25 protein-coding genes and 1 tRNA gene are annotated in these 24,350 nt (G+C 43.6%); 10 read left to right on the forward strand and 16 right to left on the reverse strand.

Going from position 1 to position 24,350, the window contains the following annotated elements; all coding sequences use genetic code 11:
• The 3 genes from DWW86_RS07680 to DWW86_RS07690 all read left to right on the forward strand — a co-directional run bounded on the left by DWW86_RS07680 (position 1) and on the right by DWW86_RS07690 (position 1,839).
• Positions 1-492: a MogA/MoaB family molybdenum cofactor biosynthesis protein gene (locus DWW86_RS07680; RefSeq protein WP_072522704.1), complete on the forward strand. Its 492-nt coding sequence runs from the start codon at positions 1-3 to the stop codon at positions 490-492.
• 118 nt (positions 493-610) lie between these two features.
• Positions 611-1,051, forward strand: coding sequence for an MOSC domain-containing protein (locus DWW86_RS07685; protein ID WP_072522705.1), 441 nt, complete (start codon positions 611-613; stop codon positions 1,049-1,051).
• 11 nt (positions 1,052-1,062) lie between these two features.
• Positions 1,063-1,839 carry a TatD family hydrolase gene (locus DWW86_RS07690; protein ID WP_334292793.1) on the forward strand — a complete coding sequence of 259 codons (777 nt, stop codon included), beginning with the start codon at positions 1,063-1,065 and terminating at the stop codon, positions 1,837-1,839.
• A 311-nt stretch (positions 1,840-2,150) separates the two neighbouring features.
• Here the strand turns inward: DWW86_RS07690 and DWW86_RS07695 are convergent, their stop codons facing one another.
• Positions 2,151-3,665, reverse strand: a complete 1,515-nt coding sequence (locus tag DWW86_RS07695; RefSeq protein ID WP_117942756.1) for a CapA family protein — start codon at positions 3,663-3,665, stop codon at positions 2,151-2,153.
• 216 nt (positions 3,666-3,881) lie between these two features.
• Here DWW86_RS07695 and DWW86_RS07700 point away from each other — a divergent pair, with 216 nt between their 5' ends.
• Positions 3,882-4,334: a MarR family winged helix-turn-helix transcriptional regulator gene (locus DWW86_RS07700; protein ID WP_117942757.1), complete on the forward strand. Its 453-nt coding sequence runs from the start codon at positions 3,882-3,884 to the stop codon at positions 4,332-4,334.
• On the opposite strand, the gene DWW86_RS07705 is transcribed toward DWW86_RS07700, so the two are convergent.
• A complete protein-coding gene (locus tag DWW86_RS07705) occupies positions 4,331-6,166 on the reverse strand; it encodes a DUF885 domain-containing protein (RefSeq protein ID WP_117942758.1) in 1,836 nt (611 codons plus the stop codon). The genes DWW86_RS07700 and DWW86_RS07705 overlap by 4 nt on opposite strands.
• A 101-nt stretch (positions 6,167-6,267) precedes the next feature.
• Between DWW86_RS07705 and trxB the strand changes: the two genes are divergently transcribed.
• On the forward strand, positions 6,268-7,188 hold the full coding sequence (gene trxB / locus DWW86_RS07710) for a thioredoxin-disulfide reductase (protein ID WP_117942853.1): 921 nt from the start codon (positions 6,268-6,270) through the stop codon (positions 7,186-7,188).
• A 477-nt stretch (positions 7,189-7,665) separates the two neighbouring features.
• Here trxB and DWW86_RS07715 read toward each other — a convergent pair whose 3' ends face one another.
• Genes DWW86_RS07715 through DWW86_RS07755 form a run of 9 tightly spaced genes read right to left on the reverse strand, consistent with a single transcriptional unit; the run spans position 7,666 to position 16,220 of the window.
• The gene (locus DWW86_RS07715) at positions 7,666-8,289 is read right to left on the reverse strand and encodes a V-type ATP synthase subunit D (RefSeq protein WP_117942759.1); all 624 of its coding nucleotides are present in this window, start codon (positions 8,287-8,289) and stop codon (positions 7,666-7,668) included.
• 14 nt (positions 8,290-8,303) lie between these two features.
• Positions 8,304-9,686, reverse strand: coding sequence for a V-type ATP synthase subunit B (locus DWW86_RS07720; RefSeq protein WP_072522711.1), 1,383 nt, complete (start codon positions 9,684-9,686; stop codon positions 8,304-8,306).
• Positions 9,687-9,703: 17 nt separating this feature from the next.
• The gene (locus tag DWW86_RS07725) at positions 9,704-11,473 is read right to left on the reverse strand and encodes a V-type ATP synthase subunit A (RefSeq protein ID WP_117942760.1); all 1,770 of its coding nucleotides are present in this window, start codon (positions 11,471-11,473) and stop codon (positions 9,704-9,706) included.
• Positions 11,466-12,053, reverse strand: coding sequence for a V-type ATP synthase subunit E (locus DWW86_RS07730; RefSeq protein WP_072522713.1), 588 nt, complete (start codon positions 12,051-12,053; stop codon positions 11,466-11,468). The genes DWW86_RS07725 and DWW86_RS07730 overlap by 8 nt, the downstream gene beginning before the upstream one ends.
• Positions 12,054-12,071: 18 nt before the next feature.
• Positions 12,072-12,380 carry a V-type ATP synthase subunit F gene (locus DWW86_RS07735; protein WP_117942761.1) on the reverse strand — a complete coding sequence of 103 codons (309 nt, stop codon included), beginning with the start codon at positions 12,378-12,380 and terminating at the stop codon, positions 12,072-12,074.
• Between the two features lie 12 nt (positions 12,381-12,392).
• On the reverse strand, positions 12,393-12,824 hold the full coding sequence (locus DWW86_RS07740) for an ATP synthase subunit C (RefSeq protein WP_015540703.1): 432 nt from the start codon (positions 12,822-12,824) through the stop codon (positions 12,393-12,395).
• 58 nt (positions 12,825-12,882) lie between these two features.
• Positions 12,883-14,829: a V-type ATP synthase subunit I gene (locus tag DWW86_RS07745; protein WP_117942762.1), complete on the reverse strand. Its 1,947-nt coding sequence runs from the start codon at positions 14,827-14,829 to the stop codon at positions 12,883-12,885.
• Between the two features lie 20 nt (positions 14,830-14,849).
• Positions 14,850-15,893: a V0D/AC39 family V-type ATPase subunit gene (locus DWW86_RS07750; protein WP_117942763.1), complete on the reverse strand. Its 1,044-nt coding sequence runs from the start codon at positions 15,891-15,893 to the stop codon at positions 14,850-14,852.
• A gap of 15 nt (positions 15,894-15,908) precedes the next feature.
• A complete protein-coding gene (locus DWW86_RS07755; protein WP_117942764.1) occupies positions 15,909-16,220 on the reverse strand; it encodes a hypothetical protein in 312 nt (103 codons plus the stop codon).
• Between the two features lie 237 nt (positions 16,221-16,457).
• On the opposite strand from DWW86_RS07755, the gene trmB reads away from it, so the two are divergent.
• From trmB to guaA, 5 genes are all read left to right on the forward strand, one after another.
• Entirely contained in the window at positions 16,458-17,120 is a 663-nt protein-coding gene (gene trmB / locus DWW86_RS07760) for a tRNA (guanosine(46)-N7)-methyltransferase TrmB (RefSeq protein WP_072522718.1), read from the forward strand.
• A gap of 147 nt (positions 17,121-17,267) precedes the next feature.
• A complete protein-coding gene (locus DWW86_RS07765) occupies positions 17,268-17,447 on the forward strand; it encodes a hypothetical protein (protein WP_117942765.1) in 180 nt (59 codons plus the stop codon).
• A gap of 102 nt (positions 17,448-17,549) precedes the next feature.
• Positions 17,550-17,622, forward strand: a tRNA-Lys gene (locus tag DWW86_RS07770).
• 852 nt (positions 17,623-18,474) lie between these two features.
• Positions 18,475-19,182, forward strand: coding sequence for a nuclease-related domain-containing protein (locus DWW86_RS07780; RefSeq protein ID WP_117942766.1), 708 nt, complete (start codon positions 18,475-18,477; stop codon positions 19,180-19,182).
• A 329-nt stretch (positions 19,183-19,511) separates the two neighbouring features.
• Positions 19,512-21,089 carry a glutamine-hydrolyzing GMP synthase gene (guaA, locus tag DWW86_RS07785; RefSeq protein ID WP_117942767.1) on the forward strand — a complete coding sequence of 526 codons (1,578 nt, stop codon included), beginning with the start codon at positions 19,512-19,514 and terminating at the stop codon, positions 21,087-21,089.
• A gap of 80 nt (positions 21,090-21,169) precedes the next feature.
• Here guaA and DWW86_RS07790 read toward each other — a convergent pair whose 3' ends face one another.
• The 5 genes from DWW86_RS07790 to DWW86_RS07810 all read right to left on the reverse strand — a co-directional run bounded on the left by DWW86_RS07790 (position 21,170) and on the right by DWW86_RS07810 (position 23,817).
• Positions 21,170-22,354, reverse strand: coding sequence for a site-specific integrase (locus tag DWW86_RS07790; protein WP_015552515.1), 1,185 nt, complete (start codon positions 22,352-22,354; stop codon positions 21,170-21,172).
• A 36-nt stretch (positions 22,355-22,390) separates the two neighbouring features.
• Positions 22,391-22,585, reverse strand: a complete 195-nt coding sequence (locus DWW86_RS07795) for a DUF3173 domain-containing protein (RefSeq protein ID WP_011861908.1) — start codon at positions 22,583-22,585, stop codon at positions 22,391-22,393.
• A gap of 202 nt (positions 22,586-22,787) precedes the next feature.
• Positions 22,788-22,937, reverse strand: a complete 150-nt coding sequence (locus DWW86_RS17115; protein ID WP_172749838.1) for a hypothetical protein — start codon at positions 22,935-22,937, stop codon at positions 22,788-22,790.
• A 221-nt stretch (positions 22,938-23,158) separates the two neighbouring features.
• Complete coding sequence (locus DWW86_RS07805; RefSeq protein ID WP_015552516.1) at positions 23,159-23,398, reverse strand: helix-turn-helix domain-containing protein; 240 nt, start codon at positions 23,396-23,398, stop codon at positions 23,159-23,161.
• A complete protein-coding gene (locus DWW86_RS07810; protein ID WP_022615780.1) occupies positions 23,395-23,817 on the reverse strand; it encodes an RNA polymerase sigma factor in 423 nt (140 codons plus the stop codon). The genes DWW86_RS07805 and DWW86_RS07810 overlap by 4 nt, the downstream gene beginning before the upstream one ends.
• Positions 23,818-24,350: the final 533 nt, after the last annotated feature.

Consider the following 24,350-nt stretch of genomic DNA (forward strand, 5'->3'; position numbering starts at 1 on the left):
ATGAAACGCGCAGCAATTATAACAGCAAGTGATTCTGGATACAGAGGTGAGCGGGAAGATTTAAGCGGTCCTGCAATCAAAGAAATTCTGGAAAGAGAAGGATATGAAGTGATTTCTATGGATATCCTTCCGGACGATCAGGTAATGCTTGCAGGAAAATTGCAGGAAATAGCAGATTCAGAAAAAGCGGAGCTGATCCTGACGACAGGCGGAACCGGATTTTCTGAGAGAGATGTCACACCGGAGGCAACGGAAGAAGTAATCGAACGTAAGGTTCCGGGAATACCGGAGGCGATCCGCGCATACAGCATGACGATTACAAAACGTGCGATGCTGAGCCGTGCGACAGCAGGAATCCGTGGAAAGACACTGATTGTGAATCTTCCGGGCAGCCCGAAGGCAGTACGGGAAAGTCTGGAATATATCATAGATGCACTGGCGCACGGGCTTGAAATCCTGAGTGGTGAAGCACGTGACTGTGCACGCAAGTAGAAATATGAATAGCCTTCGGCAGGATCCGGTAATGTGAGGAGAAGTACTCCATATCAGGTATGCTGCGTATTTACAGTGGAAATTGCCGGGGCATTTCTGAAGCAAGGAGAATTGGACTATGGGTAAAGTAATCGCAGTCTGCATCAGTGAAAAAAAGGGAACACAGAAACATCCGGTGCAGGAAGCAGAATTTATAGAAGACTGGGGTATCAAAGATGATGCACATGCCGGCAAATGGCACCGTCAGGTCAGCCTTTTGGCTTATGACAAGATTGAGGCATTCCGTGCACGTGGTGCAGAGGTAGAGGATGGAGCATTCGGAGAAAATCTTGTCGTGCAGGGATTTGACTTTTCTTCACTTCCGATCGGAACAAGATTTCGATGCAACGATGTTGTGCTGGAAATGACACAGATTGGGAAAGAATGCCATCATGGATGTGCGATTTTCCAGAAAATGGGTGATTGCATTATGCCGCGGGAAGGCGTTTTTACAAAAGTACTTCACGGAGGAATCATCCGTGAGGGCGATGAATTTGTGATCGAGGAGTGTAAAGACTGATGGAAACACCTGTGATTTTTGAGACACATGCACATTATGATGATGAGGCTTTTGCACAAGACAGAGAGAATTTGCTTGCATCGATGCAGGAACATGGAATTGGGTATATTGTGAATGCATGTGCGTCGATCGAGAGCCTGAAAGATACAGAAGAATTAATGGAACAGTATCCGTTTGTTTATGGCGCGTTCGGTATTCATCCGGATGATGCGGAAAAAATGACGGAGGAAACTCTGGAAGAAATACGTCAGCTGTCCCGTCTGCCAAAAGCTGTGGCAATCGGAGAGATTGGGCTGGATTATTACTGGCATAAAGAAGAACATGAACATGAAATCCAGAAGAAAATGTTTCTGGCACAGATGGAGATTGCGCGCGAAGAAAAGCTTCCATTTATGGTCCACAGCAGAGATGCGGCAAAAGATACACTGGATTTGGTGAAGGATTGCATGAAAGGCGGTATGTACGGCGGCATTATCCATTGTTTTTCTTATGGAAAAGAAATGGCAAGAGAATATCTGGACATGGGACTGTATCTGGGAATCGGTGGTGTTGTCACATTTAAAAATGCGAAGAAACTGAAAGAAGTGGTTGCGTATGCACCGCTTGAACAGCTTGTACTTGAGACAGACAGTCCATATCTGAGCCCGGAACCAAACCGCGGAAAGCGTAACAGTTCACTGAATCTGCCGTATGTGGCAGAGGCAATTGCACAAATTAAAGGGTGCAGCGAGGAAGAAGTGATTGCAGTAACCGAAGAAAATGCAAAGAAATTATTGTTACGGAAATAACATTCACAGTATCAATTACAGTTATATTAAAACTCCGTCCATATATCCGGTCACGGACAAATCAGGAATTCAGAAGTACTAACAAGAAAAAATCCTACTAAAAACGCCCCGAAGAATGATGAACTCGCTTCGCTCAGACAGCATCATTTTTCGGGGCAACGTATTATTTTTTCTTTAAGTACTTCTACAAATTCCTTCAAGCGTCCGAGACCGGATATATGGACGGAGTTTTTTATAAGCTGTAGGTTGATGACTGTGGATGGTAGGTTTCGCGCCGTGTGGGGTGGAAAGCGACTGGTGTAGTACGGACGTTATTCCTCGGATGAGTCATCGTAATAATCTGAGTCATCGTAATAATCAGAGCTGTCGTCATAGTCCGAACTGTCATCAGAGTAATCTGACTCATCACTGTAGTCCGACTCATCAGAGCTGTCTGAGCTTTCATCAGAACCTCCGTCAGAGCTGTCACTCTGTGCATCTGATGCGCTGACAGACCAGATATCATCTACATATTCACCATTAGAGTCAACCATATCACCGTCTGAATTAAAAGTAACATCAAGAAGATCCGTGTTGGTGGATGGTTTTACATTCAGGGACATGATCTCTTTGAAACGCGCCTGCAGGTTTGCAAGGGTAAAGGAATCGTCTCCGAGTACTGTACGCAATTCATGCTGTGCGGCAAGCTCTTCTGTGTAATCAGACAACATATACGGACTGAATACACCGGCTTCTTTATTGTAATGCATGACCATAGGCTTAACTTCTGCATCTTTGATCTCTATAGAGGTCTTGCCGTCCTGTACCGTCTTCTGGATCGTAAAGCAGCCCATTCCCTCTAAAAGTGCATCGAAGGACTCCTGTGTGGAAACAAAGTTTCCGAGAGAATAGAAGATCAGCATACTGTGCCCCTCTTTGTCTGACATACGTCCATATGGCTGGAGTATATGCGGGTGGCCACCGATTACGACATCTACACCCTGCTGCATCAGGAAAGTTGCCCATTCTTTTTCGTATTCGGTAGGCATGGTTTCCATTTCTTTGCCCCAGTGAGCAACAAAGATCAGCACATCACTGTCTGCTTTTGCTTTTTCAATCATGGATGCAACTTTGTCTTTCTCGAAAATATCGATCATGTAATCTTTGCCGTCTCCGGCACCGGAATTGTTCGTTCCGTATGTATAATCCAGAAACGCAACTTTAATGCCGTTTACTTCGAGAGTTTTGACTGTATTGGCATCTTCTTCGGAATCATGGATACCGAGAACCGGAACATCCGGGTAACTGGTCTTCCAGAAATTCAGTGTCTGTGCCATGTAATCATAGCCATAATCATCAATGTGGTTGGTTGCAGATTCGATGACATCAAATCCGGCATTGATTAGTGCGTCACCGACTTCCGTAGGTGTTGCGAAGGATGGATAACCGCAGACTGCATCATGCTCTGTGGTGAGAACAGTTTCCTGATCGACCATGGCAATGTCTGCTGCCTGAATCTCGTCTTTGACATTTTCATAGATTGCATCATAGTTCCATGTACCGGAATCAGATTCACCTGACTGGATCAGACTGTCATGGTACAGGTTGTCACCGACAGCGATTACAGTAGCTGTGGAAATCTCCGGTGCTTTGGCAGCTTTTTCTGCTTCCAGTTTCTTCTGCTCGGCTTCTTTGGCAGCCTGATCTGCCGGCTTCTGGATGATCTGATAATCAAGTTGATGGAAAACAAAGACCAGAAGAATCATTACAACGATGGAACAGATCAGACCAATACGCGAGTTGATCTGATCTTTCAGATTAAGTGGGATGTTTTTGTTTTTTTTCATAATAAATTCCTTTGTGTATTTGCGAAGACCGTTTGCATATGATTTTACATACAAAAAGGTCCATGTTGTGTTCAATTCATTATTATAGCAAATAGATTCCGCTAAAGAAAGAATTAAGTTAAAAAAATAAACTGAAAAATGTTTTGTGATTCAAACAAACATCGGGTATAATAAAAAATATGAGCAGGCGAGGGGCAGGAAGCGGAGGAAAGCAAGATGAATTCGTATGAAACAGTAAACAATATTCTGGTAAAAATGTTTAAAGATATTCTGGATATTGAAGAACGTGCGCTGATCACATCAGAATACAAAGATATATCCGTAAATGATATGCATATTATGGAAGCAATCGGTATTCAGGAGCCCAAAAACATGTCTACCGTTGCAAAAGCGGTTTCTGTTACGACAGGTACTTTGACGATCGCGATCAACCATCTGGTCAAGAAGGGATATGTAGAGCGAACGAGAAGTGAAGAGGATCGGCGTGTCGTGTTGGTTTCTCTGTCAGAGAAAGGAGAGAAGGCATTTCTTCATCACAAGATTTTTCATGAAAAAATGGTGATGGCAGTTCTGGATGATCTCAATCCGAAGGAGACAAAGGATCTTACTAGAGCATTGCTGAAACTGCAGAACTTTTTTGACAGTTATAGCGACAAAGAAAAAGATTAAAAAATATTATAGACAGTCATAAAATGGGAGGTGCGCACAGGCACCTCCTTATATTTCTTTTGCAGCCGTTCATTCATATATTTCTGAAGCACCGGGAATTGAACCGGTCCGATCTCAAGCAGATTCTGGTGAAAAGCTTTCAGATTAAAATCATCACCCAGAGTATCTTTCCATTCTTTTTTCAGATCAAGGAAATTAAGACATCCCCAGCAATATTTCTGGTAATTAGCAGGAGTTTCTACGATGTACTGAAAAATTTCAGATACAACGTGGGCATCTGTGATCCCGAAAAACTGAAGGAGACGGGCTGCCTGTGTTTCGTCCCATCCATAATAATGTATGCCGATATCAAGAAGTGAATAGAGGCACAGATTGATTCGGCGGTTCAGCGCAATCAGCCTTGTATAATCGGTGGCAGCAGGATCATCGAGATCACGGGCAGCATACTGATAACCGTAAGATTCAATATAGGTGGCCCACCCTTCCACATAACCGGAAGAGGTGATCAGCGTCCGGATATCAGCAGGAGAGGTCTTGAGGAAATAGATGGTCTGATAAAGGTGTCCCGGAAATCCTTCATGCGAAAGCGTGGCAAAAAGTTCCAGATTTGAAGTCTGATCAGCAGGATTTATGTAAATGATATTTGGTGATCCGGTGTCAAGCGGCGGTGTCAGATAGAAGGCCGGACTCAAATAATTTTCCATGGATTTGTGTACGTAGCGTGTTTCAAATTCTGTCTCCGGCAGCTCGGGAAAATCATCGGCTATCCGGTCATGCAGAGTTCCAAGCATCTGTGCAGGTTTGCTTTTCGGAAGATCCAGAGAGCTTTTCATCTTTCGAAGGAGAGAAGGCTGTTCTTTCAGCATCTGCTGAACCAGTTTCATATCCGCACTGATTTGTTCGGTGAGTCGGTTCTGCATATCTTTGACGGCCGTCCAGGAGCCCACCTGACTGCGGAGCAGATACAGATAATACTCTTTTCCTTTCTGCATATGTGCAAGTCCCTGGCTGGGACGACCGGAACCTCGCTGGGTGAGAAGCCCCTGGATCAGCTTCTGGTAAGCCGGGATTACTGTATTCAGAAGGATTTCTTTGTGTCGGGAATTTAAAGTTTTCTGTTCCGCCTCGGAAATTGTACCAAGCGCTTTTAATTTGTCGGCAAAAACTTCCAGCATGTAGTTGGAATCCGGTTCTTTTATAAAAGCCTGACACTGATTGACGATGCGCTTTAGTGTTGCATCACTCATAAAATAACCGGCATCTGCTTTTTGACGCTCAAAATCCAGAATACTCTCAAAATAAGCGGGTACGGAAGTGAGGAGATTGAGGTAATCTGCAATGTCCTGTTCCTGATAAAATGTATATTCTGCAAGCAGGACAGGAAGCTGTGCCTGTATGCCAAGACTGGGGCTTAAGTATTCTTCCAGAAGATAAAAGCCGGTGGAACGCTGCTGGGTTTTATAATACAAAAGGAGCATATCAAGAGTGATCTGATTTGCCTCAGAGAGCTTAGATGGATCAAATGCCTGGAGCTTTTTTATAATTTCCTCATACCGGGCAATACTATTGTCATCTGGAGCGGAAACTGTGCCAAGCGTTGGAGCGGGCCGTGTGATCTGCTGTTTTTCCGGATAGGCAATGGAATAGTGGAGATTCAGCATATTTCCGGAGACTTCTTCACGAAACAGACGATCCGTGTAAGCCTGAAAGGAGCGGTCAGCAGGGCTTCCGCCGGCATTGAGATGACCGAAAACTGATCCAATGAGAAAAACCACACACAAAGCACAGATGATCAGAATGCTGGAAGGATTTTTGCGAAAAGATATATGCATAAAAAACCTCGGTGAGAGATGCTTTTTACTATTTTATTGGAAAAAAAGGGATTGTATGCTAAACTTAAATGGCAGCAACAGAGAAAGAGAGGCAGAATATCATGGAAAATATATATGATCTGGCGATTCTGGGAGCAGGTCCGGCAGGAATCTGCGCAGCTATTTATGCGACAAGAGCAAAACTGAATACAATCTGGCTGGATAAGAAATTTGTGCAGGGCGGTCAGATTGTGGACACATATGAAGTAGATAATTATCCGGGACTGCCGGGAATCACCGGTCTGGATCTCGGGGAAGCAATGGCAGGTCATGCAGCAAAACTGGGCATGAAACCGCAGCGGGAGACAGTTCGTTCTATCGAGGCAGAGCAGGGAATCAAAGTCATCCGCACGAAAAAAAATGAATACCGTGCCAGAGCAGTGATCATTGCCTGCGGGGCAACACACCGCCACCTTGGAATCCCGGGTGAAGAAGAACTGAGTGGCATGGGTGTTTCTTATTGTGCGACCTGTGATGCAGCATTTTTTCAGGACAGGACGGTTGTCGTGGTCGGTGGCGGAAACGTGGCGGTGGAGGATGCAATTCTTCTTTCACGTACCTGTAAAAAGGTCTATCTGGTACACAGAAGAGATGAGCTTCGTGCGGAGAAAATCCTTCAGGAGAGTTTCTTTGCATGCAAAAACGTGGAGATCATCTGGGACAGCATTCCATTATCCATTGAGGGAACAGATAAAGTGGAAGCACTGAAGATCCAGAACAAAAAAACACAGGAAGAAAGTTTCATTGAAACAGATGGTGTGTTTATTGCAGTCGGAATCGTTCCGGGAACAGAGAAATTCAAAGATCTGGTGAAACTGGACGAAGCAGGATATATTGTGGCAGGAGAGGATGGAATCACCAGTGAACCGGGAATCTTTGCAGCAGGTGATATACGTACCAAAAATCTCCGCCAGGTCGTAACTGCAGTCGCAGACGGGGCGAACGCGGTGGCTTCGGTACAAAGATACCTTCTTGATAAATAGTTTGAGTAGTCAGGCAGTAAAGAGCTATAGTTTCTGCAATTTAACGGAACTGTAGCTCTTTTGTTTTGAAAAAATGTCGAATAAAAACGAACAAATAGCAAATTGCACAAAGCTTGTCGAATAATGGGGGAAAATGTGGATAACGCGAAAAATGGTGTAAAAGTTATCCACATCCTAAAAAGGTTGAAAAATCGTTATATTTGAGTTATGCACAAAGTTATCCACATTATCCACAAAGAATCAATGTGGAATAAGTGATTTACATAAATAAATAAAAAACAAATGTTTTGGTTAATAATGATGAAATTAACAAATTCGAAAAAAAGATAGAAAAATCTATTGACTTTTTCATAGTGAAAATATTGCTGAATTTTGCTTTCAAAAGAAAAATTTTAAACTTTCAAACTTTAATTATCAGACAATAATAGTAATTAAAAAGTCCATCCGCGTAATTGCAGATGGACTTTTGTAAGTTGCTTAAGAAGTCTGTTTCATTCGTTTAATAACTTTCAGACGTGTGAATTCTTCTCGCTCTTTTTCCTCAAGAGCATTCTGGATATCCTTTGTCAGTGCCTCGTATTTCGGAATCGTGATGTTCTTTAATGCGTTGGCACGTTTCTGAGTCTTCTTGATGTTGGCTGCAAGACGGATCGCTGCGTTTTCGATGCCTGCGAGCTGGATGGAAAGCTCTTTTACCTTTTCGAAGGCGGCTTTTGCTTCATCCAGAGAAGCCTTTGTGCTGTAGTAGGCATAAGTCGGGGTGTTGGTAAGCTGCTCTTCATATTCGACGAGTGGAATTTCCGTACCCATAACGCTTCGTGTCTTGATCCGAATGGAATCCTCGAGAGGAACGGTGTAGGAAACCTGCTGTACAAAGGCAATACCCATTTCCATGTTGGCTTTCTGAAGGGCTGCATAGGCGGCACGGAAAGTCATATCGATCTGTGACTGGATATCCTTTGCCTGATCGATCAGCTCCATCATTTCGCGGATCAGGATATTCCTTTTTTTATCCATCAGCTCAAATCCCTGACGGGAGAGCGCAAGAGAATTCTTGGCAAGAATTAAATTTCCCTTGGTGGGGAAGGTATTTGGATCCATAAAGCCACCTCCCCTTAACGTACGGTTTCTTTATAGTACTTGTTCAGGATCTTTGTATCAATTCGGTCAAGTTCATCCTTCGGAAGAAGTCCGAGGAGTTCCCAGCCTTTGTCAAGTGTTTCTGTGATGCTGCGGTTTTCGGTTTCGGACTGTCCGACAAACTCTGCCTCGAAAGCTTTACCAAAAACAAGATAACGCTTGTCAATCGGGGAAAGTTCATCTTCACCGATAACGGAAGCAAGTGCTCTTGCATCGCCTACTTTTGCGTAGCAGGAGAAGAGCTGGTTGGCGACATCCTGATGGTCTTCGCGTGTGAATCCTTCACCGATACCATCCTTCATCAGTCGTGACAGAGAAGGAAGAACATTGATCGGCGGGTAGATTGCCTGTCCGTGAAGCTGACGGTCAAGAACGATCTGGCCTTCGGTGATGTAACCGGTAAGGTCAGGAATCGGATGCGTGATGTCATCATTTGGCATGGTCAGGATCGGAATCTGTGTAACTGATCCGGTACCTCCCTGCACGATTCCAGCACGTTCATACAGTGTTGCAAGTTCACTGTAGAGATAACCCGGATAACCTTTACGGGAAGGAATCTCACCTTTTGAGGAGGAAACTTCACGCATTGCCTCGCAGAAGGAGGTGATGTCGGTCAAAATAACAAGGATATGCATGCCTTTTTCAAATGCCAGATATTCAGCTGCGGTAAGTGCAATCTTCGGAGTCAGAAGTCGTTCAACGACCGGGTCGTTTGCCAGATTCAAAAACATAACAACGTGGTCGGAAGCACCACTTTCTTCAAATGTACGGCGAAAAAATTCTGCGACATCGTATTTGACACCCATGGCAGCAAATACGATCGCGAAGTTTTCATCGGAGTCACTGCCGAGAGAAGCCTGCTGTACGATCTGTGCAGCCAGTTTGTCGTGCGGAAGACCGTTTCCTGAGAAGATAGGAAGCTTCTGTCCACGGATCAGGGTGGTCAGACCGTCGATTGCAGAAATACCTGTATTGATATAGTTTCGCGGATATTCACGTTTGACCGGATTCAGCGGAAGACCATTGATATTGAGGCTTACTTCCGGGGTGATCTCGCCCAGTCCGTCGATCGGCTGGCCGATACCGTTGAAGGTTCGTCCGAGGATTTCCGGAGAGAGTCCGATCTCCATAGGATGACCGGTCAGACGTGTGTGGGTATTGCCGAGGGACATATTATCTGTTCCCTCGAATACCTGAATAACTGCTTTGTCTTCATAAATTTCAATGATACGACCGATCTTCTGGGTTCCGTCGTCCATGCGGAATTCTACGATTTCTTCGTAGGAAGCATTTTTGACACCTTCCAGAACTACGAGAGGGCCGTTTATTTCACTTAATCCTAAATATTCGATTGCCATAAATCTCGTTCCCCCTGTCAGCCGTTTTTCTCTAATACGTTGTTATAAAATTCATCGATGTCTTTCTGATACTGATCAAATCGGTCAAGCTGATCATTCGGAACATCATATTTGATGGAAATGATACGTTCGAAGATGTTGTCTTCTTTCAGTACGGAAACCGGCATGCCGCGGTTGATGAGGGCTTTTGATTTCTCATACAGATACAGGATGATCTCCATCATCTTGAATTGTTTTTCCATTGGGACACAGGTGTCTTCCTGATGGAAGGCATTCTGCTGAAGGAATCCGAGTCGGATGACACGGGCAATCTCCAGCGTCAGTTTCTGATCATCCGGAAGAACGTCACTTCCGATCAGTTTTACGATCTCCATCAGAGAGCTTTCCTGATTGAGGATCGCCATGATCTGATTTCGGTCTGCTACAAATTTCGGTGATACGTGATCGCGGTACCATGGGGTCAGATCTTCGAGGTATTCACTGTAACTGGTCAGCCAGTGGATAGCCGGGAAGTGTCTTGCATAGGCAAGAGATTTATCAAGTCCCCAGAAGCAGCGGACAAAACGTTTGGTGTTCTGAGTAACTGGTTCGGAGAAGTCACCACCCTGTGGGGAAACGGCACCGATGATAGATACGGAACCTTCTGTACCATTGAGGTTCTGCATCATGCCGGCACGCTCATAAAATGCGGAAAGCTTCGATGCAAGGTAAGCCGGGAAACCTTCCTCGGCAGGCATTTCTTCCAGACGTCCGGAGAGCTCACGGAGAGCTTCTGCCCAACGAGAGGTGGAGTCTGCCATGATTGCTACGTCATAACCCATGTCACGGTAGTATTCTGCAAGTGTGACACCGGTATAAATGGATGCTTCACGTGCTGCAACAGGCATGTTGGATGTGTTGGCAATCAGCGTGGTACGGTCCATCATAAGGTTACCGGATTTCGGGTCGATCAGTTTACTGAAATCTTCGAGAACCTGGGTCATTTCGTTTCCACGTTCTCCGCAGCCGATGTAAATGATGATATCTGCATCAGACCATTTTGCAATCTGATGCTGTGTCATGGTTTTTCCTGTACCGAAACCGCCCGGAACGGCAGCTGTACCGCCCTTTGCAATCGGGAACAGGGTATCAAGGATACGCTGGCCGGTGACAAGCGGAACGCTTGCCGGATAACGTACATGAGTAGGTCTCGGAATACGGATCGGCCATTTCTGTGCGAGCGCGAGATCTCTGGTACTTCCGTCGCGAAGCTCAATGGTTACAATCGGCTCCAGAATGGTGTAATCTCCATCAGGAGCAGCTTTAATTACGGTACCTTCGGCAATATTCGGCGGTACCATGGATTTGTGGAGAATAGAAGCGGTTTCCTGTGTTTCGGCAATGACCGTGCCCGGACCTACGACATCTCCTTCTTTTACAGTAATATGTGTGTGCCATTTTTTCTCTGTATCAAGAGAATCTACACTGACACCACGGGAAATATATTTTCCGGAAGTTTTTGCAATCTCTTCCAGAGGACGCTGGATACCATCAAAAATATTGTGGATGATACCCGGTCCGAGAAGTACGGAAATAGCATCGCCGGTACCGATAACGGTTTCGCCCGGACGAAGCCCTGTTGTTTCTTCGAATACCTGAATGGTAGTCATGCCTTTTTTCAGACCGATGACTTCGCCGACAAGATGATCTTTACCAACATAGACCATTTCGGAAATCTTGAATCCGGAGTCACCCTTCAGATAGATAACAGGACCGTTGATGCCATAAATAATACCTGTTTTATTCATGGGTCATTCCTCCGTCAAATTTGAATTCTTTGCGCATGGCATCGAGATTGGCTGCAAATGAATTGTCAATCAGGATATTTTTGTGCGGGATCTCTGCACGGATACCGCCGATGAAATCTTCTCCGGAGACCTGAAGTGAAATGCCGGTCTTCTGAATAAGCGCATCCAGACGTTCCCTGTCAGTGCTGGAAAGAAAAATATGAATCTCATCATTTTCGGCAAAATCCTGTGCTTCTTTGATTTTCTGGCAAAGATATGTTTCATATTCGGAAGTTGACATAAAGTCTCTGATTTTGGTACTTACTTCGCCAAAAAGAGCTTCTTTCAGTTCTTCCTGCTTTTTGGACCAGTCTCTTTTGAGAGTGATCTGTTCGGCGGAAAGAGCTTTGTTGACTTCACGACGGACATGCTCTGTTTCGGCTTTTACTTCTGCTTCTGCATTCTGGCGGCTGAGCTGTCTGTGCTCTTCAAGCTTTTCGGAAAGCAGCTTTTTATGTTCCTGAATCGCCTGCGCTGCATCTTCACGGGCTTCTTCAAGGGAAACCTCATAAAAATGCTGCAGCTTTTCGTCAATTGTCATGATAGTGTTACCTCCTGCCTACAATTTCAGTCCGATTGCTTCATTAACATATGAAGTGATAAAATCCGGTTTACGGCCGGTTCCGTGTCTGTCAGGAATTTCAATGATCAGGGGCGTTTTGTGATGCAGACGGACTTCATCGATGATTTCGGGAAATTCTCTGCCGAATTTTTCGGTCAGAAGGATGATTCCGATCTCTTTATCGGAGATTGCCTGTTCGAGGGCATCTTTCAGTTCGTTGCGTTCGTGAATGACAACACCCTCCACACCTGCCAGACGCATGCCTGTGTAGGTATCAATGTTATCACTGATCAAATACATTTTCATAGGGAGCGCTCCTTAAAGCTTACCAAGGATCATAAAGGAAATGATCAGACCGTAAAGTGCGATACCTTCTGCCATAGCTACGAAGATAATGGATTTACCAAACAGGGATCCGTCTTCGCTCAGTGCGCCAAGAGCTGCACTTGCGGAGCTTGCAACGGCGATACCGGAACCAAGACCGGAGATACCTGTAACAAGAGCTGCACCGAGATAACCAAGACCTGTAGCAAGTCCGTCAGCAGAAGAGCCGGCAGCCTGTACGCTTGCAGTACCTGCGAAGCTGACTACGGTTGCGACAAGAAGTACACCGAAGAACATAAAACAGTTGGCAATCAGAGATTTTTTGTAACGTTTTTTGCTCTTTTCACCGAGGAAAAAGTAACCAAAAGGTACGATAATGCTGAGAATCATTGCAATTGCAGTTGTAATCTGAATAATCATGTTCATGATAATATCCTCCTGATATAAAAATGTAGGTTTATTGGGTGGGCTTTGCCCGTATATTTTATTTCTGCACGCTTTTACGTAACGTTTTCATAAATGGCTGGAATTCACGGCCGTTGCCTGCATAGAAACGGCTGAAGATCTCATAGTACTCCAGACGGAGGACCTGAATACCAACGATCAGTCCTTCCATTGCACATACGAAGATGTTGCCGAGTACGACAACAATCCAGTTTGGGCTGCCTCCGTTGGTAGCACCGGCAAGCATAAGTACGACTTCCATCATTGCTGCGTGGCTTACGGCAAATGCACCGATACGCAGGAAAGAAAGTGTATTGGAAAGGTAGCTGAGCAGCACTTCAAATAATTCGAAGAAGCTTTGTACGAAGAACATACCTTTCTGCTCCGGGAAAATCTCTGATTTCTTTTCAACGAGGTTTGTAAGAGGCTCCTTGAGGAACATGAGCAGGAGCGGTACACCAAACATCACGACAAGAACAGCAGTTGCCGGAAGTTTTTTGCCGGAAATAAAGAGTCCGACAGTCAGTACGATCGAACCATAGAAAACAAGTCCGGCTACGGCGTTGCTGTCAAACCAGGCCTTTTCGGTATCTTTGTTTCGGAGGGAATTGATGATATTAAATATCATACAGATCAGAATGATAAACATTCCGAAACCGATGGCGATAACAAAAACTGCATTCAGTCTTCCGACCAGTGGCACGTCCATCATCTGGTTCATAGGTTTCAGCCATATGGCTTTCAGGACATCCTCGAAACCGAAGAAGCTGCCGTACATGAAACCGAAAAATACGGAAAATACACCGGCACAGCTGATGATTCCTGCAAGGTCCATATGTTTGGTTTTGTAAAGAAACAGACCGCCGAGGAAAAGGATCAGTCCCTGGCCGACGTCACCGAACATAGCTCCGAAAATAAAGGAATATGTGATGGCAACAAACCATGTAGGATCCATTTCGTTGTAGGCAGGAAGTCCATACATTTTTACATACATTTCAAAAGGTTTGAAAAGCTTTGGATTCTTAAGCTTTGTAGGTGGCTTTTTCTTTGCGGGAGCCTGCTGGTCTTCCATGAGGCAGAAGATTTTTTCATCGTTCTGAATATCCTTCTGGAAAGCAAGTGCATCCTTTTCGGTCATCCAGCCGCACAGAATATAGAAGGTGTTGGTGTCACCATGTGTGCAGGCGGCCAGTTTACGGATGTCAAAGCTTCTGGAGCAGGCTTCAAGAGCGGCTTTTGCGGAAATGATCGTAGAGCAGTTGTCCTCGAGAAATTTCTGGTAGGCTGCTTTGTTGGCATTGAGGCCTGCGTGGATCTCACGATGTCTGCGGTCCAGCTTTTCGAAAGCTTCTGTGGCGGTTCCATGATATTCATCAGGAATAAAAATTCGCTCAAAATGCATGGATGAATATACGGCATGTACTTTGTGAGCCTGATGCTCCGGTACAAAATAAACACCGTAGATATATAATTCATCTTCTCCGCATTTGATAAAAAGAGTATCCAGATTGTCGTAGATGTATTTCTCGAATTTCTGGAGGTACTGCTTTTCGATACGTCCGAAACGATAGTGGATATATTTGAAGTTCAGGATCTGTGATACGTCAAAATCCAGATTTCTGAATGGACGGATAATTTTCAGAGAGTCGACCATTTCAGCGTGTTCTGACTGGAGACGGGATTTCTCGGCATCCAGCTCCTGCGCTTTGTTCCGGAGATTCTGAACAGTTTTAAGGGCTGTTTCTACGGTCATATCGCTGATGACTGCCTTTTCAGGTGTTTCCAGCTGTTCGTAGAAACTGTCGATCACATTCAGATGATCTTTGTAAGGATTAATCTCCAGAAACGGCGACAGATTCGCGACTTCAGTGAGCTCTGCAAGGGCGTTTTCCAGATGAATCTCATATCTGGAAAGGTAGGTTTCCGTCATTCTGTCAATATCCGCTTTTGGCCCGGTGATGCTTAAAAATTTCATTTTCTCAATCATGATTTTATCCTCCGGGATGGTTAATTGTTACGAATATACTGCATTGCCTCGTCCGGTGCCACACCATAACGGATACATTCGATGGCGATGGTCAGACGATTTACTTCATGCTCCTTATGATACATGTAGGAATAAAGCATCGCGACAGAATAAGGATCGCGTCGGGCTTCTTTTTCCAGGGTGCTGCGGAGCATGTAATTATAAAATTCTTCGAGATTGTGTGCGGAAAGATGTTCGTATTTTTTTCCGTAATAAGTCTTGCGGAAAAGTTGCTGTGATTCTTCGTAGGTTGCAGCTTCAACGATCGCACGGATCTCTTCTTTTTTCAGTTTATAGTTCATCGGAATCAGCAGAGCATAAATATCTGCCGGCGCCATGCTGAAGTAGCGCTTTGAACGAAAGATAAACTGAAGGTTCAGCATATCGAATTTTTCACCGTAGGCATTTGTGATCTGTTCGAGATCTTTGCCCGAAAAAAGTTTCCTGCGGACTTTCCATATCAGTGAAAAATAATATAGATCCAGAGCCATTCCGTAATCAAAAAGGAGTGCGGTATCGTGGTTCTGTATCTGAGAGAGTGGACTGTAAAATTCGTTTCCTTTAAGGGCATTGATGAATTCGTCCATCGTTTTGCATGCTGTAAGTGCATCCAGATCGAGGTTGGAATGCCGACGGAAGAACTCCCGGTAAGGAGAAAGGTCGACAGGGTCTGTATCGCGGTGGTCAAACAAGTTAGTCATGAGCTCTTTGAGAACACGGATTTCATATCGTCTGGAATACAGATCAAGGAATTTTCGCTGTTCGGAGCTTGCAAACTGATAGATCTTTGAAAAATCATCGAAAATAGATGCTTTCAGTAATTTTTCAATCTGACCGCGGTGCAGGGAATTTTCATCAAGTGATGCCCATGTTTTGGAATACTCCGGTGTTCGCTTGAGCCATGCGGCGGCATGTGATGTGCTTGTAAACTGAAGCATTTCCTGAATCTGGTCTTCGGTGATCAGCTTACTTTGCATGGCGCGGATTTTTGTGGAGATTCCGCTGTAGGAAAGGAGTTTTCCCATGTCAGATCACTCCTTTCATCGTTTTAGAAGTTGTTGGAATAGGTCTTCCGAAAGCTGCTGGTGATTTTTTTTGTAATAGACATCCAGATCGGCAAGGTGCTGCTCTGTTTGCTGGCGCAGAGCGGTCAGCTCCTGATCCTTGCGAGATTCCAGACTGTCCCGAAGTGCCTGTATCTTGCGGTTTGTTTCCTGTTCCAGTTCCAAATCAAGGTCCTTACACTGCTGTTCCATTTCGGCTGAAAGGGCTGCTTTGGTTCTGTCGGCATCTTGCATGATGCGCTGCGCTGTGATTTCGATTTCAGATAACTTTTGAAGTATCTGCTCCATATTCACCCTCCTTTTCTATGTTTTTTTGGAACTTTATCATATAATACACCTTTTGTTAAAAAAAAACCATAAAAAATTGCACAATAAAGGGTAAAAGACTTACTGTTAAATAGTTGATTTTTGATACTGTGAAAAGAACCTACAGGTATCGCTGTATAAAAACAGGAATTATGCTTGCCCGATATGAAGGAAACGTGTATGATAATAAACATATTCAACAGGACGGAGAAATAATTTATGAGATTAAGAAATATACCAGGAGCCAAAGATGCCATCACAGAAAGCCCTTATGTAGTACAGAATCCGGCAGAATGTAAGGGGAAATGGGAGCAGGTGTTTACACAGGAGCAGCCGATTCATATTGAAGTAGGAATGGGCAAGGGCCGTTTCCTTATGGATATGGCAAAACTTCATCCGGAAATCAATTATATTGGAATCGAGATGTACGACAGCGTGCTGCTCCGCGCACTTCAGAAGAGGGAAAAGCTCGAAGAAGCGGGAGAGAAGCTTGAGAATCTGAAATTTATGTGTGTGGATGCGAGACTGCTTCCGGAAATCTTTGAAAAAGGCGAGATTCAGCGTATTTATCTGAATTTCTCGGATCCATGGCCAAAGGCACGCCATGCAAAGAGAAGACTGACCTCACGTGAATTTCTTGCACGTTACAGCCAGATCCTTCCGGACGGGGCAGTTGTAGAGTTCAAGACAGACAATAAGGGCTTATTTGAATTTTCACTGGAGGAAGTAAATGAGAGTGAAGGCTGGGAGCTGCTTGCGCATACCTTTGACCTGCATCATCAGGAAGACATGATGGAAGGCAATGTCATGACGGAATATGAGGAGAAATTTTCTTCTATGGGAAACCCGATTTGTAAGCTGATCGCAGTTCTTCACGAATGATCGGTTTGTTATTGGGACATTGAAGTATATATATAACAGGAAAGCGCGAAACGTGTGGCGGACGGGAAGATATAGCTCCTGCCTGCTGCACGTTTTTTTGAATTTAACATATAATATAGGAAGATTTGCATTTCGGGATGGATTTCTATGGGACAAAAAAGATGCAACTGCCGCATACATGCTCTTATGACACAGTTCTTTTATGAACACAGGTGTCTGGATGGCTGCTTCCGCAAAGTCCGCAAAAGTGCGGATGAATTATGCAAAATACTGGATTGCATGTCGTCGCCAAAACCGAAAGATAAGGAAAAAAAGAAAGAAAAATAAAAAAACATAAAAAATTATAAAATTTTTCTTGACTTTTTGCCGGGGCTTTCATATAATAGTTTTTGCGTCAGGGAAATCCTGAACGAACAATTTCATAAACATGCGCTTTTAGCTCAGTTGGTAGAGCACCTGACTCTTAATCAGGGTGTCCAGGGTTCGAACCCCTGAAGGCGCATTAAGGACACTGTTTTTGCGGACATTGCGATTGCCGCGGGGACGGTGTTTTTTCTTTATTTATGCGGGTTTCAGGGGTGTAAGGCGAACAGGCACGGAGCACCGTTTTTCATGTCTTTTCGTTCTACCCGCGCCCTGTTTTTTGTCCATTTCCTAGACACATATCCAAGTGTGAAATATTGTTTTCTGCTGCAATGATTTCATGGGCGAAATGCTCATATTTTTTTGTTGTCTCGATGCTTTCATGTCCCATTAAGATACTCAGGTCATATACATCCGTCTTTCCGGTTTGGCGCACATGGTCGATACAGTAATTTGTTGCAAAGTTGCTTACAGATCTGCAGCATGATTTGGAGATACAAGGATTGACATAAACTTCAATTCGTTATACTATAATAATAACCAAGAAAGTGATGATACAAGCTAACACAATGAAACCCCATGGAGGACCAGTCCATGGGGTTTCGTTTTGGCTAGCTGTCTTTACGATTCCGATCTAACCATTTGCATATGTAGTAACCAGCTACACTTGCCGCAATCGAAATCAAAAAAGTTGCCGCGGAGCGGCTTCCATATTTTCTTCTCGCGATAAAATTTTGATTTCCAGATGGGTGTCTGTACTGGAATTGCCACAAGATTGTGGAGATGTACAATATCCATGTAAGGCAAAACGGAAATGCTGAATCCGTTTTCGATAAGGACTGTAATAACTTCTATTTCTTCGGCGGAGCACACCGGCTGGATGGTGATTCCCTCTGCGGCAAAAACCTGCTCCTGCACTTTGCGGAAACCGCTGGTTTTGAGAGGGTTCGGGTGAGAAAGTAAAGGTGTTCAGGACAAAGGAGCAAAAAGTATGTATGAAGAAATGATGGCATTATTGATTATTGCCTGTATTATTGTGTGGACGGCCGTTTTAATAAAATATTTGCATGAAAACAAGAAATACAAAAATTCAAGTTACGGAAAACAAAGTAGTAAAAGTTTCTGGAAGACAATTTTAAATCAGGGGACAAGAGGTGAATACCGAACTTCATTGGTTATTGATGATGCACCATTAAAAAACAAGATGATTTTCAATTGTTACATAGCGAACAGAAGCGGTGATAAAACGGAAATTGATATGATCATGTTGTGCAACAAAGGAATTTATGTTATAGAAAACAAAAACTATTCCGGATGGATTTTTGGAGATGAAAAGAGTAAGAATTGGTGTGAAACTTTGAAAGGGAAAAAATATTTCTTCTATAATCCGATAAAACAAAACAAAAGTCATATAAAAAATCTGGAAAAGATGCTGAAGGTTGGAGATGAGAAATATATTTCGCTTATTACATTTAATGCAAATGCTAATTTGAAAAAAGTTTCTGCGGAAAGTCAGAATGTGTATGTGATTGGCTATAATAAATTAAAGCAATTTATGAAAGATCAGCTGGATAAATCAGATGCATTAACGGATGAACAGATAGAAGAGATATATCAGAAACTTTTGCCGGGTACACAACTCAGTGATGCGGAGAAGCAGGAACATATTGAACGCATAAGGAAAACATATAAAAAGTGATACAAAAAGAAGGAGGGCCGGGCCTGTCGTGCCCGGCGAGTATGAAAAAGAAAAATCTATGTAAAAAAGCATTCGCTTTATTTGTTTATTACTATACCGGGAATCTGTGATGAATTTGTGATGAGAGATTGAAGAAAACGTGATAGATTTCTAAAGAACTTCTAAAGTAAAAATAACGTATTTCGAAAAATCTGTCCGGTGGAGGAAATTTGCCGTTGTAAAAGTTCTGTTACTCATTTATAATGAGAAGAAGATTCTAAGTTACCGCGAACAGAGTGCGCGGTAATGATTCTAAAGAGATTTTATAGGGAAAAAACAGGAGGAAAGCCTTGAAAAAAGAATTAGTTATTGTCATTGATTTTGGCGGTCAGTACAATCAGCTTGTTGCAAGACGTGTCAGAGAATGCAATGTATACTGCGAAATCTATTCTTACAAGACCGATCTTGCAAAGATCAAAGAGATGAATCCTAAGGGAATCATCCTTACCGGCGGTCCGAACAGCTGTTATGAGGCAGATTCACCGACATACCAGAAAGAATTATTTGAGCTTGGTATTCCGGTACTTGGACTTTGCTACGGCGCACAGCTTATGATGCACGTCCTTGGCGGCAAAGTTGAAAAAGCAGAGGTCAGTGAGTATGGTAAGACAGAACTTCTCGTTGATAAGACAGATTCCAAAATTTTCGAAAATGTATCCGATAAGACAATCGTATGGATGAGCCATACAGACTACATTTCCAAACCGGCACCGGGATTCGAGATTGCTGCACATACAGCAGACTGTCCGGTAGCTGTTGCTGAAAATGCAGATCAGAAGCTGTATGCGATCCAGTATCATCCGGAAGTACTTCACACAGTAGAAGGTAAGACGATGCTGTCCAACTTTGTACTTGGCGTATGTGGATGTGCAGGCGACTGGAAAATGGACGCATTCGTTGAGAATACTATCAAAGAAATTCGTGAAAAAGTCGGCGATGGCAAGGTGCTTCTTGCACTGTCCGGTGGAGTTGATTCCTCCGTTGCAGCAGGACTTCTTTCCAGAGCAATCGGTAAACAGCTTACATGTGTCTTTGTAGATCATGGCCTTCTTCGTAAAGACGAAGGTGATGAAGTAGAAGGTGTATTCGGACCGAACGGTCAGTTTGATCTGAATTTTATCCGTGTAAATGCACAGCAGAGATATTATGACAAACTTGCCGGAGTTACAGAGCCGGAAGCAAAACGTAAGATCATCGGCGAAGAATTTATCCGTATTTTTGAAGAAGAAGCAAAGAAGATCGGTGCAGTAGATTTCCTTGCACAGGGAACTATTTATCCGGACGTTGTAGAGAGTGGCCTTGGCGGTGAATCCGCAGTGATCAAATCCCACCACAACGTAGGCGGGCTTCCGGATTTCGTAGATTTCAAAGAAATCATCGAGCCGTTGCGTGACCTCTTCAAAGATGAGGTTCGTAAAGCCGGACTGGAACTCGGAATTCCGGAAAGACTGGTATTCCGTCAGCCATTCCCGGGACCGGGACTTGGTATCCGTATCATCGGAGAAGTTACCGAAGAAAAAGTAAGGATCGTGCAGGATGCAGATTACATCTACCGTGAAGAAGTCGACAAGGCAGCCGCCGACTACAAGAAAGAGCACGGAGAGGCTCCATCCTGGATGCCGAACCAGTACTTCGCAGCACTTACCAATATGCGAAGCGTAGGCGTTATGGGCGATTTCAGAACATACGATTATGCAGTTGCGCTTCGTGCAGTTAAGACCATCGACTTCATGACTGCAGAGTCCGCGGAGATTCCGTATGAGGTACTCAACAGAGTAATGAATCGTGTGATCAATGAGGTTAAAGGAGTTAACCGCGTATTCTACGATCTGACCAGTAAGCCACCGGGAACGATTGAGTTTGAATAGTTGGAGCAGAGCTTCAAAGCCTTTATTTTCAAGGGTTTTGAGGCTCTTTTCTTTTAGAATTGCATTTTGATTGCATTTTTTTATTCAACTGCTCTGTGATAGATTGCTGTATGCTGATTGCTGGTGTAATCGGCAACACTGGTTGTTGCCGGAGTATAAGTGAGAACGCCAGTTAATTTTTTGGCAACTTCCACGTTGGTGTTGGGATATAAATGTCCATAGGTTCCTAACGTGGTCTGTATCTTTTCATGCCCCAGACGTTCTTTAATCAATAAAGGATTTTCTCCCATACTGATGAGCAGGGAAGCATGGGAATGTCTGAGTGCATGAATTTTGATACGGTGTACGCCTGCCAATCCAGCAAGTTTTTCTAATGCCCGTGGGAGGGTGTGCTTACTGGTGGGAATCCCATTATAGCTTAGTACAAGGTCACAGTCCTTTAAAACCTTTTGCTGTACTTCCTGCCATGCTTTTAATTCTTTAATGGTATCTGTGTCAATATAGATAGTGCGAATACTGGCTTGTGTCTTTGGTTCCACAAATTTGTATTCGTCTATTGTTTTATAGTACAGCGTTTTCGTTATACTTAAAAGTCCGGTTTCAAAGTTGATATCCGACCATTGCAGGGCTGCGGCTTCTCCGATTCTCATTCCAGTCATAAACAGGAGCCAGTATGAAATGAAAAGGTAATGTTCGTAATAATCGCCCTTGTAGAGTAGGGAAATTACCTTTTGAAATTCATCCAGTGTCCAAAAATCCACTTTTGTTTTCTTGCTCTTGATGTTTCCTATCATTCGTGACGGATTTTTCTTTGCAAGACCGAGAACAACTGCTCTGTCAAAGGCAATGGAGAGCATACCCTGTACAATACGGATATAGTTTGGACTAAATTCTTTTGCGAGTTCAAGCTGCCAGTTTTGGACGTTAATGGGTTCTATCTCATCCACCGTCATTTTGTAAAAGTATGAAAAATGTTTCTGAATGGTAGAACGGCGGTTCAGATAGGTACTTTCCTTTACCTGTGTTTTATACCAAGGTAGGTAAGTCTCTTCAATGAACTGCTGAAAGGATAGCTGCTGTTTCTTTTCTGTCAATTCCTCTGTGGATGTAAGCATAAGCTTTGAATATGCTTCTCTGGCTTCCTTTTTTGTCTTGAATCCGCTTTTGTATTTCTGAATCTGTTTTCCGGTAATCGGGTGGAAACCTAAGTTTGCTCTAAAATAATAAGTTCCGTTTTCTGCTTTCTTAATAGGGTCTTTTGCCATGATTTCACTCCTTACATAAATGTGCAAGAAGTACAATCAGTTTGATTTATCAGTAAAAGTAATCCCTAACAATTCTTCCACAGCTTCTCTGGGAACCCTGTCCAGTTTGCGTGACTGATAGTAGGTATGCCCTTTTGAAATCATAAGTTTTTTTGCTTCTCTTATGATGTCTGCTGCGAATGAAGTCCCATAACCCAGTTCTATTAAGTCTTTTTTTGTTACTGTAATCATATTCCTCCTTTCCATAGACCAGATATGGAACCCTCAATATCTGTCTATATTATATCAGATTTTGTGGCAAAAGTAATATTAAGATTGTATTTCCTGCGAATAGTTATTTGATTTTGAATGAAAAATTCTAATTCAAAATAGTATATAAGCAAGCCGAGCAGCTTTCGCTAAAGCTCATGGGAATCTCACCCCTGCATGGTTCTCATCCAGCCGTACCCTTTGCCAGCGGTGCTACATCATCACACGGACTAAGGCTGTACGGAAGTATCATTATCACAATAGAAAGGTCATGGCGGCAGCTCTGCGGTAAGCTGCTTATGGAACGCTGGCAGGAATCGCTATCCGGTTTCATCCCTCCTTTGGTGGGTCACGGCGTGCCAGCCCAACGGCTCTCTTTCTATCGAAACGTATTCGGCTGCTTTATGCTGCGTTGATTAGACGCTTTCTTTTTCAAGGAACAATCCGGCTTTGTCAGCCTGTTAAAATGCACTGGTGATAATGCACTTTAATAGGCTGGCAAGCTCTGTCTGGGAAGCATGGGCTTGTCCATGCTTCCACAGGAGAGCGTTATTTTTACTTTGGTTCCCTGATTTCAAAAGATAAAATCTTTGCAATCAGACGTGTTTCCATCCGGCGGCGTAGGGTTTCATCTACAACCATGAGAGTATTGCCATATTCGTCTTTCATGGGACGCATGGAACGGCTGGCAATAAAACCGCTGTAATGGCGTACAATCTGGTTGACTGCTTCAATATCACCGTCCGCAGCCCTTACAATTACAGGAAACGGAATCATAGGGTGCTTTGCTGTCATGCTTCTTCCTCCATAAATTTTTTGATAAATTCCAGTCCGGCGTGTCTTCTTCTCTGGATGGTAGAACGGTTGACTTCCAGAATTTTTGAAATTTCCGTATCGTCAAATCCGAGGAAATAATATCTCAGGATAACGTCACGTTTCTTTCCATCCAGATTTTCTAATGCTTCTGCTAATAGGCTGTTTTCAATGCGGACAGTAAATCCATCCATTTCAAAAGTATGGAAATGGGAGGGATAGGTGTCTTCGGAAGAAAACAGATTGACGGTGTAATCGTCCATATCACAGAACAGGGTTTCCCGTTTACACTGTCTGGACAACGCTTTGAGATAGTCTTTGCGTTCATCCTCCATAGCGACTTTACAGATATAATCAAACTGGTTCTCTATGGTTGTCTGAAATTCAGATGGCTTCATCATTGCTCACCCCCTTTCCAGCCTTGAAAGGGAGCGAGTTGATAGGAATTTCTGCTTCTTTCCCCCTTTTCGCTCTTAGTCCCGACAGGACAGGGGGTGCAGTTGCGTTTTGAGAAGAAAAATTTAAAAACTTTTTCTTCCAACTAAAAAAGCACGCAAACAGACGATATTTCTGCTTGTGTGCTTCGATAGTTCTTACTATGTATTGTGAAAAACCATATTGCAGGTCAGACTTTTCTAGCGTAGGTGGATGGCTTTTTTTAACGGTTTACCGAATGTAGATATATTTAAGAAAATATTTTGCATAGCGGCTTCCTCCTGTAAGCCGCCGGAGCCTAAAAAAAGCTGACTTTAATACAACCTCCATGTGTTCTGGAAAAAAGAAAGACGGCGGCTTTTATTAAACCGTCGTCTGGAAAGGCTTATGTGATTTTGACGCAAGAAAAGTGTACTGCCAAATAACGGTTTTTTTTATTTCCGTTTCAGCAGCATAGTTTTATCTTTGGTACACATAATAGGAACTGTACAACTGTACA

Origin of the sequence: Ruminococcus sp. AF17-22AC (genome assembly GCF_003460065.1) — a bacterium.
In the GTDB taxonomy this organism is placed as follows: Bacteria; Bacillota; Clostridia; order Lachnospirales; family Lachnospiraceae; genus Blautia_A.